The sequence below is a fragment of the Streptomyces sp. NBC_00996 genome, from assembly GCF_045162675.1.
Classification (GTDB): domain Bacteria; phylum Actinomycetota; class Actinomycetes; order Streptomycetales; family Streptomycetaceae; genus Streptomyces.
In genome coordinates this window covers 5,350,356-5,363,893 of sequence record NZ_CP108723.1, presented here as the reverse complement: position 1 = coordinate 5,363,893, position 13,538 = coordinate 5,350,356, and the positions used below count along the sequence as shown (strand labels likewise).

General features: G+C 67.2%; 13 protein-coding genes and 1 tRNA gene. 6 read left to right on the top strand and 8 right to left on the bottom strand.

What is annotated here, in order from left to right; genetic code table 11:
- Positions 1-85: 85 nt before the first annotated feature.
- Positions 86-568 carry a winged helix-turn-helix domain-containing protein gene (locus OG390_RS25290; RefSeq protein WP_261688587.1) on the top strand — a complete coding sequence of 161 codons (483 nt, stop codon included), beginning with the start codon at positions 86-88 and terminating at the stop codon, positions 566-568.
- 936 nt (positions 569-1,504) lie between these two features.
- Here the strand turns inward: OG390_RS25290 and OG390_RS25285 are convergent.
- From OG390_RS25285 to OG390_RS25275, 3 genes are all read right to left on the bottom strand, one after another.
- On the bottom strand, positions 1,505-2,293 hold the full coding sequence (locus OG390_RS25285) for a protein kinase (protein ID WP_406177850.1): 789 nt from the start codon (positions 2,291-2,293) through the stop codon (positions 1,505-1,507).
- A gap of 118 nt (positions 2,294-2,411) precedes the next feature.
- Positions 2,412-2,855, bottom strand: a complete 444-nt coding sequence (locus tag OG390_RS25280) for a glycine-rich domain-containing protein (protein WP_406171267.1) — start codon at positions 2,853-2,855, stop codon at positions 2,412-2,414.
- A gap of 251 nt (positions 2,856-3,106) precedes the next feature.
- Positions 3,107-3,337 carry a hypothetical protein gene (locus tag OG390_RS25275; RefSeq protein ID WP_406171265.1) on the bottom strand — a complete coding sequence of 77 codons (231 nt, stop codon included), beginning with the start codon at positions 3,335-3,337 and terminating at the stop codon, positions 3,107-3,109.
- 126 nt (positions 3,338-3,463) lie between these two features.
- On the opposite strand from OG390_RS25275, the gene OG390_RS25270 reads away from it, so the two are divergent.
- The gene (locus tag OG390_RS25270; RefSeq protein WP_406171264.1) at positions 3,464-4,804 is read left to right on the top strand and encodes a helix-turn-helix domain-containing protein; all 1,341 of its coding nucleotides are present in this window, start codon (positions 3,464-3,466) and stop codon (positions 4,802-4,804) included.
- Here the strand turns inward: OG390_RS25270 and OG390_RS25265 are convergent.
- The 4 genes from OG390_RS25265 to OG390_RS25250 all read right to left on the bottom strand — a co-directional run bounded on the left by OG390_RS25265 (position 4,782) and on the right by OG390_RS25250 (position 8,609).
- Complete coding sequence (locus tag OG390_RS25265; protein ID WP_351709437.1) at positions 4,782-5,315, bottom strand: NUDIX hydrolase; 534 nt, start codon at positions 5,313-5,315, stop codon at positions 4,782-4,784. The two genes, OG390_RS25270 and OG390_RS25265, sit on opposite strands and share 23 nt — an antisense overlap.
- A 187-nt stretch (positions 5,316-5,502) precedes the next feature.
- Entirely contained in the window at positions 5,503-6,495 is a 993-nt protein-coding gene (locus OG390_RS25260; RefSeq protein ID WP_406171262.1) for a peptidase, read from the bottom strand.
- A gap of 52 nt (positions 6,496-6,547) precedes the next feature.
- On the bottom strand, positions 6,548-7,963 hold the full coding sequence (locus OG390_RS25255) for a beta-propeller fold lactonase family protein (RefSeq protein ID WP_406171260.1): 1,416 nt from the start codon (positions 7,961-7,963) through the stop codon (positions 6,548-6,550).
- A 364-nt stretch (positions 7,964-8,327) separates the two neighbouring features.
- Complete coding sequence (locus OG390_RS25250; RefSeq protein WP_406171258.1) at positions 8,328-8,609, bottom strand: hypothetical protein; 282 nt, start codon at positions 8,607-8,609, stop codon at positions 8,328-8,330.
- A 619-nt stretch (positions 8,610-9,228) separates the two neighbouring features.
- On the opposite strand from OG390_RS25250, the gene OG390_RS25245 reads away from it, so the two are divergent.
- Positions 9,229-9,313, top strand: a tRNA-Ser gene (locus tag OG390_RS25245).
- 331 nt (positions 9,314-9,644) lie between these two features.
- Here the strand turns inward: OG390_RS25245 and OG390_RS25240 are convergent.
- Positions 9,645-10,523 (bottom strand): bifunctional DNA primase/polymerase, encoded by an 879-nt coding sequence (locus OG390_RS25240; protein WP_406171256.1) that lies wholly within the window; start codon positions 10,521-10,523, stop codon positions 9,645-9,647.
- Between the two features lie 381 nt (positions 10,524-10,904).
- Here OG390_RS25240 and OG390_RS25235 point away from each other — a divergent pair, with 381 nt between their 5' ends.
- The 3 genes from OG390_RS25235 (at position 10,905) to OG390_RS25225 (ending at position 13,537) form a co-directional block, all read left to right on the top strand.
- Positions 10,905-11,210 (top strand): hypothetical protein, encoded by a 306-nt coding sequence (locus OG390_RS25235; protein WP_406171254.1) that lies wholly within the window; start codon positions 10,905-10,907, stop codon positions 11,208-11,210.
- A gap of 237 nt (positions 11,211-11,447) precedes the next feature.
- Entirely contained in the window at positions 11,448-12,626 is a 1,179-nt protein-coding gene (locus OG390_RS25230) for an acyl-CoA dehydrogenase family protein (protein ID WP_406171252.1), read from the top strand.
- Entirely contained in the window at positions 12,623-13,537 is a 915-nt protein-coding gene (locus OG390_RS25225) for a bifunctional MaoC family dehydratase N-terminal/OB-fold nucleic acid binding domain-containing protein (protein ID WP_406171250.1), read from the top strand. Before OG390_RS25230 ends, OG390_RS25225 begins: the two co-directional genes overlap by 4 nt.
- Position 13,538: the final 1 nt, after the last annotated feature.

The window sequence follows — 13,538 nt, the reverse complement described above, 5'->3', positions numbered from 1 at the left end:
ATCGGGTGAGCTAGGTATCAGCTGACATAGGCCACCTATGTCAGTGGGGTGTGCTAGGGGTGCTAGGAATCGCTACTCTTGGGCCATGAGCCCCGCGCCAGAGAGCAAGCAGGACCGCCGGCCGCCGTATCAGCACGCTGCCGACGAGCTTCGGCGCGACATCTTGCAGGGGCGGATCAAGCCGGGCGAGCAGATGCCGTCCATTCGCGAGCTACAGGAACGCTTTGGCGTCGCCAACATGACCGCGAGGGCCGCGCTCAACGTGCTGCGCGATGACGGCTTGATCTACACGATCCATGGTCGGGGCAGCTTCGTCGCAGACCACGATGCCGGTGGCGAGTTCTCCGCGAACTACAACGCTCCAGCCTGGTACTTGGCGAACAAGGACGGGAAGCCCCATCAGGAGCAAGACGGGGAAGGAGGACCCGACGACGCCGAAGCCGCCGGGGCCACCCTCACTGAAATGCTCACAGCGCTACGCGACGAGATCCGTGCCCTCAGCGCTGATCATCAGGAGTTGCGCCGTGAGGTCGAGGAGCTGAAGGCTGCTCAGCAGTCGAAGCCGTAGTCCTGAGCTGGGCCACTTCCTCTCGCAACTCCTTGGTCTCCCGGCTGAGGCGGCCGATCATGGCCCGCATCTCCCTGATCAGCGCGGCCATCTGATCCGTGTCCCCGACGTGAATGCTGGTCGACCCCATTTCGTTGTCCGGTATGTGCTCGGTCATCGCTCCCCGCTTGCCGCCGTGCCGTCGTTCCGTACCGCGCTTGCTCGAACCGTCGGGGCTTGCCCGCGGGATCCGTGTGTCTCTCAGGTTGATCGCCCGCTGCCCTGCGGAGCTGTTCAGAGTTTCTTTACTGGATCAAGGCGGCCCGCCTACGGCGGTCCGCGCGCGCTGGCGGCCACGGGCCGCCGCCGCTCCCTGTCTCCGCCACCGCTCCGGCGGCCCCCGGCCACTCAGCGCGCAACACCGCCAAGGCGGACAGCCAGAGCAGGAAGCAACCCGACCGGCCCGAGCACCAGGACCATGCCGAGACGCGCTGAGAGCGACCACACCGTCCCATCGGCCGCCGTTCTGCAACCGGGACCCGAGGCTGCGCCAAGCACCGTGCGTGGGTCGACAACGCGCAGGCCGGAAGGGGCGCGGTCTGTGACGTATTCGGGAAGCGTGGCTGAGGCCGGTACGGGGTTGCTGGAGACACACGTGACGGGTGCTCGTTCGGCGCACCCACCGCTATGGCTGACTTTCGGTGGCTGAGGCCAGAACCGCGTCGCCGTCGGCCGTACTGCAAGGGTCGTCCTCTCCAACTCGACAACAGGAAGCCAGGGTTGTAGCCGCACCCGCATCCGAGCACGCCGACCGCCCCGGTACCATCGGCACCGGGGTCCTGATCAGGGATTCCACGACCGGACCACCCGGAATGCTGTCCAGGCTGAGGGGTGGTCCGGTCTTTTGTTGTTGGCTTTCGCCGCGTGAACGGCGCCGGATATACCGGGGCTTCGGGATCAGCTCAGGGCCTTGCCCACTTCGTAGATCGTCGGGCGATCCTCCGGGGCATGGCTGAGCATCGCGTCGATCAGCTCGCCCAGTTCACCGGGCGCCTTCACGGGACGACGCCGACCGTTCGCCACTGCCTCTCTCTGCACGGGGCGCGGAGCGTCGTCGGGGTACTCGACCGCCCGCCAGCCCGTGGCAGAGATGAGCAGGGAGGCGCCGAGTGCGTAGATGTCGGCTTCCTGCGTCGGTTCGGCTTCCCCGGTGGCGAGCACGCTGCGCGCGATCTCCGGTGCCTCGTAGTGGACGAGGCAGCCGCGGAACGGGAAGTCGTACCCCTCGGGCACCTGTCCGCCCCGGGCAAGGGCGAGGTCGATGAGGTGCGTCCGATCCGGCCCGACGATCAAGTGGGCGGGCTGCACATCACCGTGTGCCCAGCCCTTTGCATGGAGTTCGGCCAGCGCTTCCGCGCATCCCAGCGCCACGCTGGTGTGCGGTGCGATGGACGAGTCTCGCCCACGGCATGGCTCCCACAGCCTGTACAGGTCAGGCCCTTCGTGCCACGGCTGGAAGTTCCACGTTCCGTGCTCCCATTCGCCGTACGCGATCTCGTCGAAGCCGAGGCGATGCAGCACGGCACCCTCGCGTGCGGGCGCGAGTGCAGTCCAGGGCTGAGCAGGCCAGTCGGCGGTGGCCTCGATGGGATAGCCGAGCTTCACGGCGTAGTGGCCCCGAGGGCTCTCAACCTCCCAGACGGTGGAGCCCCGTCGGTTGATGACCAGGTGCTGAGCCGTGGGCATGAGTGCGTCGAGCACCACGATCGGCAGTTCAGCGGTTGAGCCGGGCAACGTCTCTTCTCCTTCCGAGCGAACGCGGCCGACCACGAGGCGAGGCCGGCCGCGTCGCTGTTGTCGTGTGCTACGCCTGACCGTACGGGCGGCCACAGTCCGAGTCGCACTGTGCGAGATTCGCGCCGTTGACGGTCCAGAGGTCGTCGAAGACCGTGAACCCGGCCGCCTTCATCGCGTGTGCCGAGGCGGCGACCTTCTCAGGATCACGGGCCCCTCCACCCGGCATCGGGCTGTGGTGCAGGAAGCGGCCCGCGTACTTCTCGCACAGTTCGGCGTACTCCTTCGTGTGCAGGATGAGCGCGTGGAGGCCGAGATCCACATCGTCCGAGGGGACCATGGGCACGGTGGCGGTGGCCGCAGTGACCAGGAACGCGACCGCCTGGTCCGCGATCCGCTTGGCACGCTCGGACGACTGCCCGTTGTGGATGATCACGAAGTGGGCGAGGCTCTCGAACAGCTCCTCACCAGCCACTGCGCGACCGGTCTTCTGATCGTTCGCCGTTGCCGTCATGTGCAATCTCCTCGTGTGAGGTGGTGCATGGCATTTACCTCCCGCCCCCAGTCGCCGAGCTCGCCTCATAGACGACCGGGGAGCGGGCTTGGATGGCCGACCCCGAACGGGTTGGGGAGCCGGGGAGTTGGCACCCGTCCGGGGGCGGCCGGTCTACGGGCTGGTACCGAGGGCCATGCCGATCACCAAGCCGCATGAACCGCTGATGCAGATGATGAACAGGACCCCGGCGTACCGGCCGATGGCGCGCATCACAGCCCGACCTGACTGTTGCCGTTCTTCACGGCCAGACGTGCGCTCAGGTCTTCTCGCGCACTGAGCGCCACCACGTTGTCCGGCATGGCATCCCACTCCCTGCCGCCACGGATCGGCCTCATCTGTACACGGCCGCCGATCTCACCCATCACGACGCCGATACGTCCTCCGGCGCTATCCTTCGCCAGTTCACCGCTGCCTGGTCTGGTCTGCTGATTGCTCGCCATGCACAGGAGCATCCCGACCTGGGGGCCGTCGCCAAAAGGTCAGGCTGATTACCCAACTTGGGTAACATCGCGGGAAGTAGAGAATCAGCGACGTTGCGTAGCCCTCGCAGTGTGGGAGCTTGCCCAATGCCCGAAGCCGACCGGCCGCAGGAACTGCCTGCCAGGCTGCTCACCGATCCCGAGATGCTCCATGCGTGTCGGGTACGGGACTTCGCTAGAGTCTTCCGACTGGTGAAAACGAGAGCGGGCATCTACCCATCGATGATCGCCAGGCGATGCGAGCTGACTCCCAGCCGAGTTGGTGAAGTCATCGCAGGCCGTCGCCAGTTGCTCCACATGGACGTCGTCGAGCGCATCGCGGACGGCTTGCGCATCCCAGGTCACATGCTCGGGCTTGCTCGGCGGTCTTGGGAGACACCGCAGGCTCTCGTAGTCACCGAGCGCGAGGCACCGCAAGAGCCCGATCCGGAGAAGCAGACACCCGCTTCTCTGCCGGGGCCAGACGTGGACAGCATCCTCGCGATGGCCACGCGAACGAGCCTCAGCACAGCCACACTCGAAGCGTTCAGGTCGTCCATCGAAGACTACTGGCGACGGGACGACCAGCACGGCGGCGAAGCTCTGAGGCCGGCCATCGTTGGCCAGCTCCGGTATGTGGTCGGGCTCCTGAAGGAGAACCGACCGTCGTCCATCCAGAACGGCTTGTACGGAATCGCGGCCGAACTGGCGCGCCTCACCGGCTGGACCTACTTCGACGCCCGCCAGTACAACCAAGCCCGCGCGTACTTCGCCGAGGCGCTCCAACTGGCCAAGGAAAGTGACGACCGGCAGTTTATGGCCAACGTGCTTGCCTGCATGAGCTTGCAGGCGACCTACCAGGACAAGCCCGCGGACTCTCTGGCTCTCGTGACCGCCGCCCAGGATCAGGCCCGCTCAGCCCTGGGCACCACCCCACGCGTCCTGTCGATGCTGTCCATGCGCGAAGCGTTCGCCCATGCCACCCTTGGCAACCGGGACTCCACTCATCGGGCGATCGGGGAAGCGCACCGCCATTTCGAGCAGATCGGGGCGAGTGATCCGGACCCGTCATGGGTGAACTACTTCGATGAGCCGAAGCTCATCGTGGACACGGGCATCGCCCACGGCCGACTGGGCGAGGCGGCGACTGCCGAACCCTTGATCGCGGACGCTTTGCGGCGGGAAGACCGCACCAACCAGCGCGGCCGTGCGTTTCACGCGTTCTGGCTGGCTCGTACGCAGTTGGACCAGGGCAAGCTTGATCAGGCGTGCGACACCGCCACGCAAGCTCTGGAGCCCGCGTCGGCGGTGGCGTCCGAGCGAGTCTCGGGCCATCTCAGGGAGTTCTACGACCAGTTGGCCCCGCACAGGCAAGAGCCCGTAGCCCTGGCCTTCGAGGCGCGGCTACGGGAGCTCCTCCCACCGGTCAGCGGATCGCTTCATCCATGAGCAGGTACAGCAGGCCGACGAGCGATCCACTGCTCACGATCTCGCGGCGGTCGATCATGCCCCGGACCTCCGAGAGGGGAATCCACTCGATGCGGTCGGACTCGTTCTTCTCCGTGGGCGGCCCGGCGTGGGTCGCGCCATCCGCGCGGAAGACATGGTGCTGCGAGTCGGTGATCCCGTTGGCCGGCTCGGCGTAGATCAGGGGCTTGATGGGGCCAGGGCGCCAGCCTGTCTCTTCCAGGACTTCGCGGGCCGCCGCCTCTTCCGGGGACTCGCCGTCCTCGACCAGGCCCATGGGCAACTCCCAGGCCCACGAGTCCGTGATGAAGCGGTGCCGCCACATCATCAGGACTTCTTGGCGGTCATTTACCACGGCGGCCACGGCCAGGTGCCGGAGGCGAACGACGTGGTACTCCCACCTGCGCCCGTCAGGCTGCTGGACGTCGACCAAACACAGATTCACCCACTTGTTGGTGTAGATCTGACGCTCACCGTGGGTCTTCCACTCCATACCTGCGGCCCCTCTCGATCGGTCTCCAGGATCTCAGACTGATCCGGAGGAGAACGCAAGTTCGGCCCTTTTGCGTCAACATGACGAGATAGCCTACGGGCGGACCGCATGCCGACTGGTGGTTCGTTCTGCCTCCAGAGTGACCGAGTTTTCAAGGGCGGCCCGCTTGAGGTGTCCGCGTCCCCCTTCAGGAATGACACTTCCCCTCGCTGCTTGTGGTGCCGGTGGCTGGCCTCTGGCTATTGCGCTGATGGCGTCGGAGTCTCACCAGGGCTAGTGCGCAAGCGGCCAGGGCAATGACTCCGGCGGCTGCGACGTAGAGGAGTGTGCGAGATCTGGCCTTCTCATTGGTGAGCGTCACGGTTGCCGTGCTCGTCCGTTCCACGGGTCCGCTCCGCAGCGTCAGCTTGGCTTTCCAAGGACCGTCGGGCAGGCGTGGATCAAGGGCAACGGTGACGGTGCCCGTTCCGTGCGGGGCGAGTGTGATACCGGAGTCCAATGGGAAGGGGCCTGCGCTGATTCCGCCGGGGCCGTCGCGTAGGTCGAGCGTCCCGTTCAGGTCCACCGCTCGGCTGCCGAGGTTGCGGACGGCTGCGGTAGTGCTGGGACGGCCGTGTTTGTCACGCGCGCCTTTCATCTTCTCGATCTTGAAGTCGGCGAGGGGCTCTCCGCCGGGCCCGATGTCCAGGTAGATCCGCAGTCCTACGCGGGTGATGCTGCCGATGTTGTGGGTGGCGTCCGCTGCCACGCGGTTTTCGGCCCATACGACGGCGTACCGCTCTCCGGCCCGGGCGAACCGTGACACATTGATCGTGATTTTGGCCTTGGCTTTCGAGTGCGGACGCAAGTTCGCGAAGGGGGGTTCGACGCGAGTCCACCGGGTCAGTTCGTTGGGCGTGCCCTTCGCGGCGAAGGTGAACCCGTTGTTCTCGATGGAGGCGGCGGCCGCGTACAGGTCGATGCGGCGTGCGGCGGACGACTTGTTCGAGATCTCGATACCGCGCTTGATCGTCGTGCCTGGTTTGAGGTGGTCGACGATGTACATCCGTGCCCGTGGGTCGTTCCGCCGTGCGACGGGTGCTTCGAGGAGCCGGATGCCGATGGATCCCGGCCCCTTGTCCGCTGCCCTCGCTGAGGTGATGCCGACCGGAGCCAGGACACCCACGGCGATCGCCGCCACGGCAAGAGCCGTGGCGACGATCAGGGTGAAGCTTCGGTGCTGGGGCGACGGTTCACGCCACAGAATGGGTCACCGTCCCGGTGTAGACGCCGGCGACCGCGGACGCGGGCACGGCGACGTCCAGGGTGGGGTTCCAACTGACGGAGTTGTTACCGGAACCGCTCGGCTTGCTGAACGCGGTCCGGGCGGAGGCGAGTGTTCCCGCTGTGCCCGCAGTGAACGGTCCGTTGACGGCGGAGGTTGCCGCTCCGGGTGTGTAGGTCGTGGCGCTGCCGGTGATGGGGCTGCCGCCAGGGGTGGTGAAGGCATCGGTCAGTGAGGCGGTGGCCACCCAGCTGGCATCGGCCAGCGAACGCTGGTCGTCCACCGTGACCTGGCCGAGCTGGCCGGTGGCGGTATTGCCCGGGGTGACCGAGCTCAAGGTGGCCGACGCCGGAACGGCAATGGTCAGGCCGTCCGTGGGGGTGACCTGGAATGTGGTCACCGCGCCCCCTTGGTCCGGGGAGGCCGCCGCTCCTGCCGGGCTGCCGCCGACGGTGAGGCGGGTGGCGCTGGCCGTGTCGGTGCTGGTGTCGATCACAGACACGTTGTTGGATTTGTTGTTGGAAACGTAGGCCTTGGCGCCATCCGCGGTGACGGCGACCCCGAGCGGGCCGGTGCCGATGTCCGTCGTGATGGTGGTGGAGACGGCGTCAGTGGTGGTGTTGATCACCGACACGCTGTTCGAATCGTTGTTCGTGACGTAGGCCTTGGCGCCATTGGGAGTCACGGCCACCCCTCGGGGTCCTTGGCCGACGGCGATGGGGGTGGCGCCGACACTGTCGTCGGCAGTATTGATCACCGACACGTCGTTCGAGCCTCCGTTGGTGACGTAGGCCTTGGCGCCGTTGGGAGTCACGGCCACCGCGTCGGGAAGCGTGCCGACAGTGATGGTGGAGCTGACCGCGTCGGTGGAGGTGTTGATGACTGAGACGGTGCCTGGGGCGGTGCCCGAGCCTGCGTTGGTGACGTAGGCCTTGGCGCCGTTGGGGGTGACGGCCACGCCGATGGGATTCGTGCCGACAGCGATGGGAGTGGCACCAACGGTGTCGTTCGTGGTGTTGATCACCGAGACGGTGCCATCGGTGGAATTGGTCACGTAGGCTTTTGTGCCGTCAGGGGTGACGGCCACCCCCTGGGGTCCGCCGCCGACGGCGATGGTGGTGCTTACGGTGTTGTTGGCGGTGTTGATGACCGACACGTTGTTCGAGCCGCTGTTTGTGACGTAGGCCTTGGTGCCATTCGGGACGATGGCTACGCCGATGGGATTCGTGCCGACAGTGATGGGAGTGGCACCAACGGTGTCGTTCGTGGTGTTGATCACCGAGACCGTGCCATCGTCGTAATTAGCCACATAGAGGAAGTTCGACGGGGCGGCGGTTGCAGGAGGCGCAGCGGCCATGGGCAGGGCCAACGAGGCCAACGCCATCAAACCCACCATGGCCCGTCGCCCAGCCGATACGGGTTCACCCCCCCTTCGTCGTCCGAACCATCTCCCAGGCCGCCCTCCGGGGCGGCCACCCATTTTCGGCCGACAAGCCCAATATCCGAGCACGGAGACCTCCGCGTCCACGATGAAGACGCCCGGCATGCGCCAAGACGCCAAGATCATCTATGATGACTCGAAGATCAATTTAGGGGTATTGTTGCTGCGTTACTGCGATATCCGAAATTGAAATCACGCGTGTCGTATTCTTATTGTATGCGTAATCGGTTTCCTGGTGTTCCCTGCAGGTCTGGAATGAATTTCCTGTGTTCTGGAAAACCGGAACAGAGGCGGCCCGCTGACGGGCTCAAGCCACTGAATGCGTCACCACGCCTCGGTAGACGTCGGCCACTCCGGCTTCGGGCACATGGACCTTCACGGTGGGGTTCCAGGCGACAGAGTTGCTCCCGTAACCACTGGGATGACTGAACGCCATACGGAAGGTGGCGAGGGTCCCGGGGTGGCCGGGGGTGAATGGTCCGTTGAACGGATCGATCGCCGCTCCGGGGCGGTACAGCACATGTCGTCCGGAGATCCCCTGATGGGGGCCAGGTGAACCGGCGGCCCTGAAGTCCTGACTCACGGTCACTGTGGCAATCCAACTGGCATCCCGCGCGGCCCGCTCGTCGGTGACGCGAACCTCACCGAGGCGGCCAGATGCCGTGCCCCCCGGAGGTGCATCGGACAGCACGGCGGCGCAGGGAGCGGATACATACAGGCCCCCTGGCGCGACTACCTCAAACCTCACCCGGGTGTCCGCGCTGTCTGCGGCGTCACCTGCGCCGGCTGGCGCAGCACCGAGCGCAGCGATCGCCCCAGCCGCGAGGATGGCGCCTCTCATCAGTGACATCCCACTGCTGCTGCCGCTTGTCATACGTGCACGATAAGTAGCAACAGCTAATTATTCATACTTTACTTCGCCGAATGGTGGAGTCCGGTGCCCCAGCACCAGTCATTGGCCTGCAGCGCCGCTGCAATTTACAGTGATGGGGCGCTACCTGCGGCTGGTGGCCGAGGTTTCAGAGGAAAGTGGTGCGCGGCAACGACGTAGGCTCCGTCACGTCGTCGCGACCGGGACCCATGCCGGTCGGAGTGTTGGCAATGGTGAGCGGAAACAGCGCCAGTGGACCCTGTGTGGACCACGGACCCCGCGAGACGCTGGAGGCCGGTACGCTGTACCCGCTCCGCCCCAGGTGGCCCGGGGCATAGGTGGGTTGCCCGAGCGGCCTAAGGGAACGGTCTTGAAAACCGTCGTGGCGCGAGTCACCGTGGGTTCAAATCCCACACCCACCGCAATGGTTGAGAGCCTTTGACCGGGAATCCGGTCGGAGGCTCTCGCTGTTTCCGCGCCTCTGATGGAGGCCGGCCGGGTAGCGGCCGATTCGCAGGAACGCACCCATCACTTCTGTCACTGCTGACCCGTTTCCTCCAGGAGCACGCGATGGGACCGGCGCGCCGAGCGTCACCGGCACCGGTGCCACCAGCTTCCACCTGGGCACCCTCGGCGGCCCGGTCGGTTGCGGCAACTTCGGCTACCGCTTCGCCGGCTGACCCGCCGGCCGCCGCATGGCTCCGGCCGAGGCCGGCGTGGCACTGAGCCGCGCCGGCCTCGGACGTTGGGTGGTCAGCCGCGGTGGCGGGGCGACGGGGCCGTCATCCGCGCCGCCGACGCGATCGTCGAGCGAGCCTCGCGTTCGGTGAGGCCCGTCTGGACGGCGGCTTCGACAAGGGGGACGGTCAGTTGGGGGCCGATGCCGTTCTCGTAGGCGCGGCAGGCGGCCCAGAAGAGGCGCGTGTTGCGCTGGCCCTCGCGGGCGGCGAGCACGAACTGGACCAGCCCCTGGCCGTGTTGGCCGGTCGTGGCGGGCGTGGAGTGGTGCGCACGGGGCGGGGGCATGAGCAGGCGCAGCAGTTCGCGCGGGCAGGACGCCGGTGCCAGATGCGCGGTGCCGGGAGCGGTGGCGTACACGCCGTGTTCGGTGCGTGAGCCGGGGCCGACGAGGTAGCCGCCGGCGCCGCGGATGTCGATGCCGGGGGCCAGGCGGCTCGCCGAGTTGGGGACGATCACGTCAGGCGGTCCGCTCAGCCAGAGGTGGCGGCCGCCGCTGGGGGTCATGACCACGATCGTGGCCGGGATCGTGAAGAGGTGGCGGAGCGCGAGTTCGCGCAGGGCCGCCGAGGAGTCCGTACTGGACTTGGTGTCGAGGTCGATGCCGATGAGGTGGTGCGGATGGAGTCCGCAGGCGATGCCGTAGCCGGTGGCCCAGGGGGCGGCGGCGAAGAGTTCGCGGATGCGCCGGGGGTCGGTCGAGGCGTCGTACACACCGTGCCCGAAGCGGCCGCATTCGCCGTGGCAGGGGGAGGGATCGGGGTCGTCGTGGTGGGGGGAGCGCAGGGCCGGGAGCTTCGTTCGGGACAGCGGGATCACCGCCAGTCCGCGCTCGGCTGCGGACAGGGCGTGGGCCAGGGCCAGGGTCGTGGCCTGCCGGTCGGTGGTGGCCATGCCTCCATGTTCGTACGAGTGTTCGAAAAAAGAAAGGGCTCGCCGGACACGCGAGAGCGCGGGGTGGGCGGCAGGTGAGATTGGCCGAAAATGTGCCGGAACGCTTCGGCCCTTGCGGCGCCTGGGTTGAGTCGCCCGCCGGGGGCTGAGCAGGGGATTTGTGGGGCGGAGTGAGTGTGAAGGGGGTTTATCGACATGTCATCACGCTTGAGGGCGAATCGTGGCTTCCGGGGTGGTTCGCCGGGGATTCGGTGGGCAACTCTGGACTCGCGACGTCGTGAACAACTCCGAGGCGGTCGGCCAACTGCCTCGGAACAAGCCGTATTTCACGTACATCCCGGTTCACCGCCGGTGCGTACAACCGGTTATGGAGGAATTCACATGGCAAGCATCCGTTCCGCCCGCGTTCTCGCCGCCGTCGCGGCCCTGCCCCTCGCGGCCGCCCTCTTCACGGGTGTCGCGGCGGCGGACAACGGCGCCTTCGCGGACGACGGATCGAACGCGGGAGTGGCGACCATCAGCGGCAGCGGGGTCGGCAACGACAACTACGGCAACTCCTCCACCACTCAGCAGCAGACGGTCGGCTCCCATGCCTCGAATCAGAGCAACACGGCTCAGGTGAACGGCTCCTGGTTCACGGCCATCGACCAGTCGAACACTGTCGTCAACTTCACCAACCTCTGGTGAGCTGAGGGCCGGTGCGCTCACACCGGCCCGGAAGCCCCCTGTGCGGGGTTGTGCTCTGTGGGGTGGTGACGCGTCTGCGCGGCGGTACTTCGGTGCCGCCGCGCAGACGTGTTCGCGAGACGGCGGACGCGCTTGCGGGCGGGCGACGTGGGGCGCCTCCGACGACCTTGACAGGCAGCGATATCTGACGGACAGTCAGAAATCATCGCTCGTACGAGGTCCGGGAGGGCCGCCGCTGTGCACCTCGCCCCCACCGAGCGCCAGCAGCGGCTGCGCGCCGAGCTCCGTACGTACTTCCGGGACCTGATGCCCGAGGGCCCGCCGCCCGCCGACGACCACGGACGGCAGCGTGCCCTGCTGCGCCGCATCGGCGCCGACGGGCTGCTCGGGCTCGGCTGGCCGGTCGTGTACGGAGGCCAGGGGCGCGGCGCGGACGAGCAGTTCGTGTTCTTCGACGAGGCGTACCGGGCCGGCGCGCCGGTGTCCATGGTCACGCTGAACACCGTCGGGCCGACACTCATGAAGTACGGAAGCCGGCAGCAGAAGGACCTTTTCCTGCCGCGCATCCTGAGCGGGGAACTCGTCTTCGCCATCGGGTACTCGGAGCCCTCCGCGGGGACGGACCTCGCCTCCCTGCGGACACGCGCCGTGCGGGACGGCGATCGCGGGGGTGACGGCGACTGGCTCGTCGACGGGCAGAAGATCTTCACCTCCAACGCCCAGAACGCCGACTGGATCTGGCTCGCCTGCCGCACCGACCCGGACGCGCCCAAGCACCAGGGCATCTCGATCCTTCTCGTGCCCACGGACGCGCCCGGTTTCTCGTGGACGCCGATCGAGACGGTGGGTGGGCTGACGACCACGGCCACGTATTACGACGGGATCCGCGTCCCGGCCACGAACCTGGTCGGCGAGGAGAACGGCGGCTGGGGGCTCATCACCAACCAGCTCAACCACGAGCGGCTCGCGCTCGCCGCGATCGGGATGCAGGCCGAGGACTTCTACGCGGCCGCGCTGGACGCGGCGCGTACACCCGATCCGGCGACGGGGCGGCGCCGGATTGACGAGCCGTGGGTGCGATTCCGGCTGGCTGAAGTGCACGCCCGGTTGGCGGCATCACGCCTGCTCAACTGGCGTTTGGTGGGCGATGTGGGGGCCGGTCGACTGGCGCCGGGCGACGCGAGCGGCGTGAAAGTCGTGGGAACCGAATCCGCGGTCGCGGTGTACCGAATGTGTCAGGAAATTGTGGGAGCCGACGCGCTGGTGCGTTCCGGTTCGCCGGGGGCGTTCGGGGACGGCGAGCTGGAGCGGATGAACAGGGCGGCACAGATCAACACGTTCGGGGGCGGGGTGAGCGAGGTGCAGCGGGAGATCGTGGCGACGATGCGGCTCGGGATGAAGAGGGGGCGGCGGTGAGCGAAGAATTGGACGAACTGGCGGTGCGGTTGAAGTCGTACGAGGGGCAGACCGCGGCCGTCGGGGGCGTGGGCAAGGACCCGGTCAACGAGCCGATGATCCGGCACTGGTGCGAGGCGATGGGCGACACGAATCCCGCGTATGCAGGGCCCGACGCCATAGCGCCGCCCACCATGCTCCAGGCCTGGACCATGGGCGGCCTCTCCGGTCATGCGGACCGCTCCGACGCGTACGACGAGCTGCTTGGGCTGCTCGACGACGCCGGGTACACCTCGGTGGTCGCCACCGACTGCGAGCAGGAGTACGTCCGCCCCCTGCGCCCCGGGGACGAGATCACCTTCGACGCGGTGATCGAGTCGGTTTCCGAGTGCAAGACGACCAAGCTGGGGACGGGGCACTTCGTCACGACGCGGATGGATGTGCGCGCGGGAGGTGAAGTGGCCGGGACGCACCGCTTCCGGATCCTCAAGTACGCGCCGGCCCGCCGCAAGCCGAGGACCACGCGGCCGAGGCCGGTCGTCAACCGGGACAACGCCGGGTTCTGGGAGGGCGTCGAGCAGCACAAACTGCTCATCCAGCGGTGCGAAGGGTGCGGGAGCCTGCGGTTTCCCTGGCTGCCGGGGTGCGGCGCGTGCGGCTGCCTGGAGTGGGACACGGTCGAGTCGAGCGGCCAGGGGGCGGTCTATTCGTACGTCGTTATGCACCACCCTCCCTTCCCGGCCTTCGACCCTCCCTACGCGGTCGGGCTGATCGAACTGGCGGAGGGCGTGCGGATCGTGAGCAACGTGGTCGGGGTGCCGTACGACAAGGTGCGGATCGGGATGCCCGTACGGCTTCAGTTCGAGCGCTACGACGATGAGTTGGTGCTGCCGGTCTTCCGGGCCGGCGAGACCGATGGCGGGGGGAGCTGAG

What these genes read in the sequence shown, in the direction of transcription:
- OG390_RS25290 (WP_261688587.1), top strand. Translation starts at nt 86, where the DNA reads ATGAGCCCCGCGCCAGAGAGCAAGCAGGACCGCCGGCCGCCGTATCAG.
- OG390_RS25285 (WP_406177850.1), bottom strand. Translation starts at nt 2,293, where the DNA reads ATGCCCACGGCTCAGCACCTGGTCATCAACCGACGGGGCTCCACCGTC.
- OG390_RS25280 (WP_406171267.1), bottom strand. Translation starts at nt 2,855, where the DNA reads ATGACGGCAACGGCGAACGATCAGAAGACCGGTCGCGCAGTGGCTGGT.
- OG390_RS25275 (WP_406171265.1), bottom strand. Translation starts at nt 3,337, where the DNA reads ATGGCGAGCAATCAGCAGACCAGACCAGGCAGCGGTGAACTGGCGAAG.
- OG390_RS25270 (WP_406171264.1), top strand. Translation starts at nt 3,464, where the DNA reads ATGCCCGAAGCCGACCGGCCGCAGGAACTGCCTGCCAGGCTGCTCACC.
- OG390_RS25265 (WP_351709437.1), bottom strand. Translation starts at nt 5,315, where the DNA reads ATGGAGTGGAAGACCCACGGTGAGCGTCAGATCTACACCAACAAGTGG.
- OG390_RS25255 (WP_406171260.1), bottom strand. Translation starts at nt 7,963, where the DNA reads ATGGCGTTGGCCTCGTTGGCCCTGCCCATGGCCGCTGCGCCTCCTGCA.
- OG390_RS25240 (WP_406171256.1), bottom strand. Translation starts at nt 10,523, where the DNA reads ATGGCCACCACCGACCGGCAGGCCACGACCCTGGCCCTGGCCCACGCC.
- OG390_RS25235 (WP_406171254.1), top strand. Translation starts at nt 10,905, where the DNA reads ATGGCAAGCATCCGTTCCGCCCGCGTTCTCGCCGCCGTCGCGGCCCTG.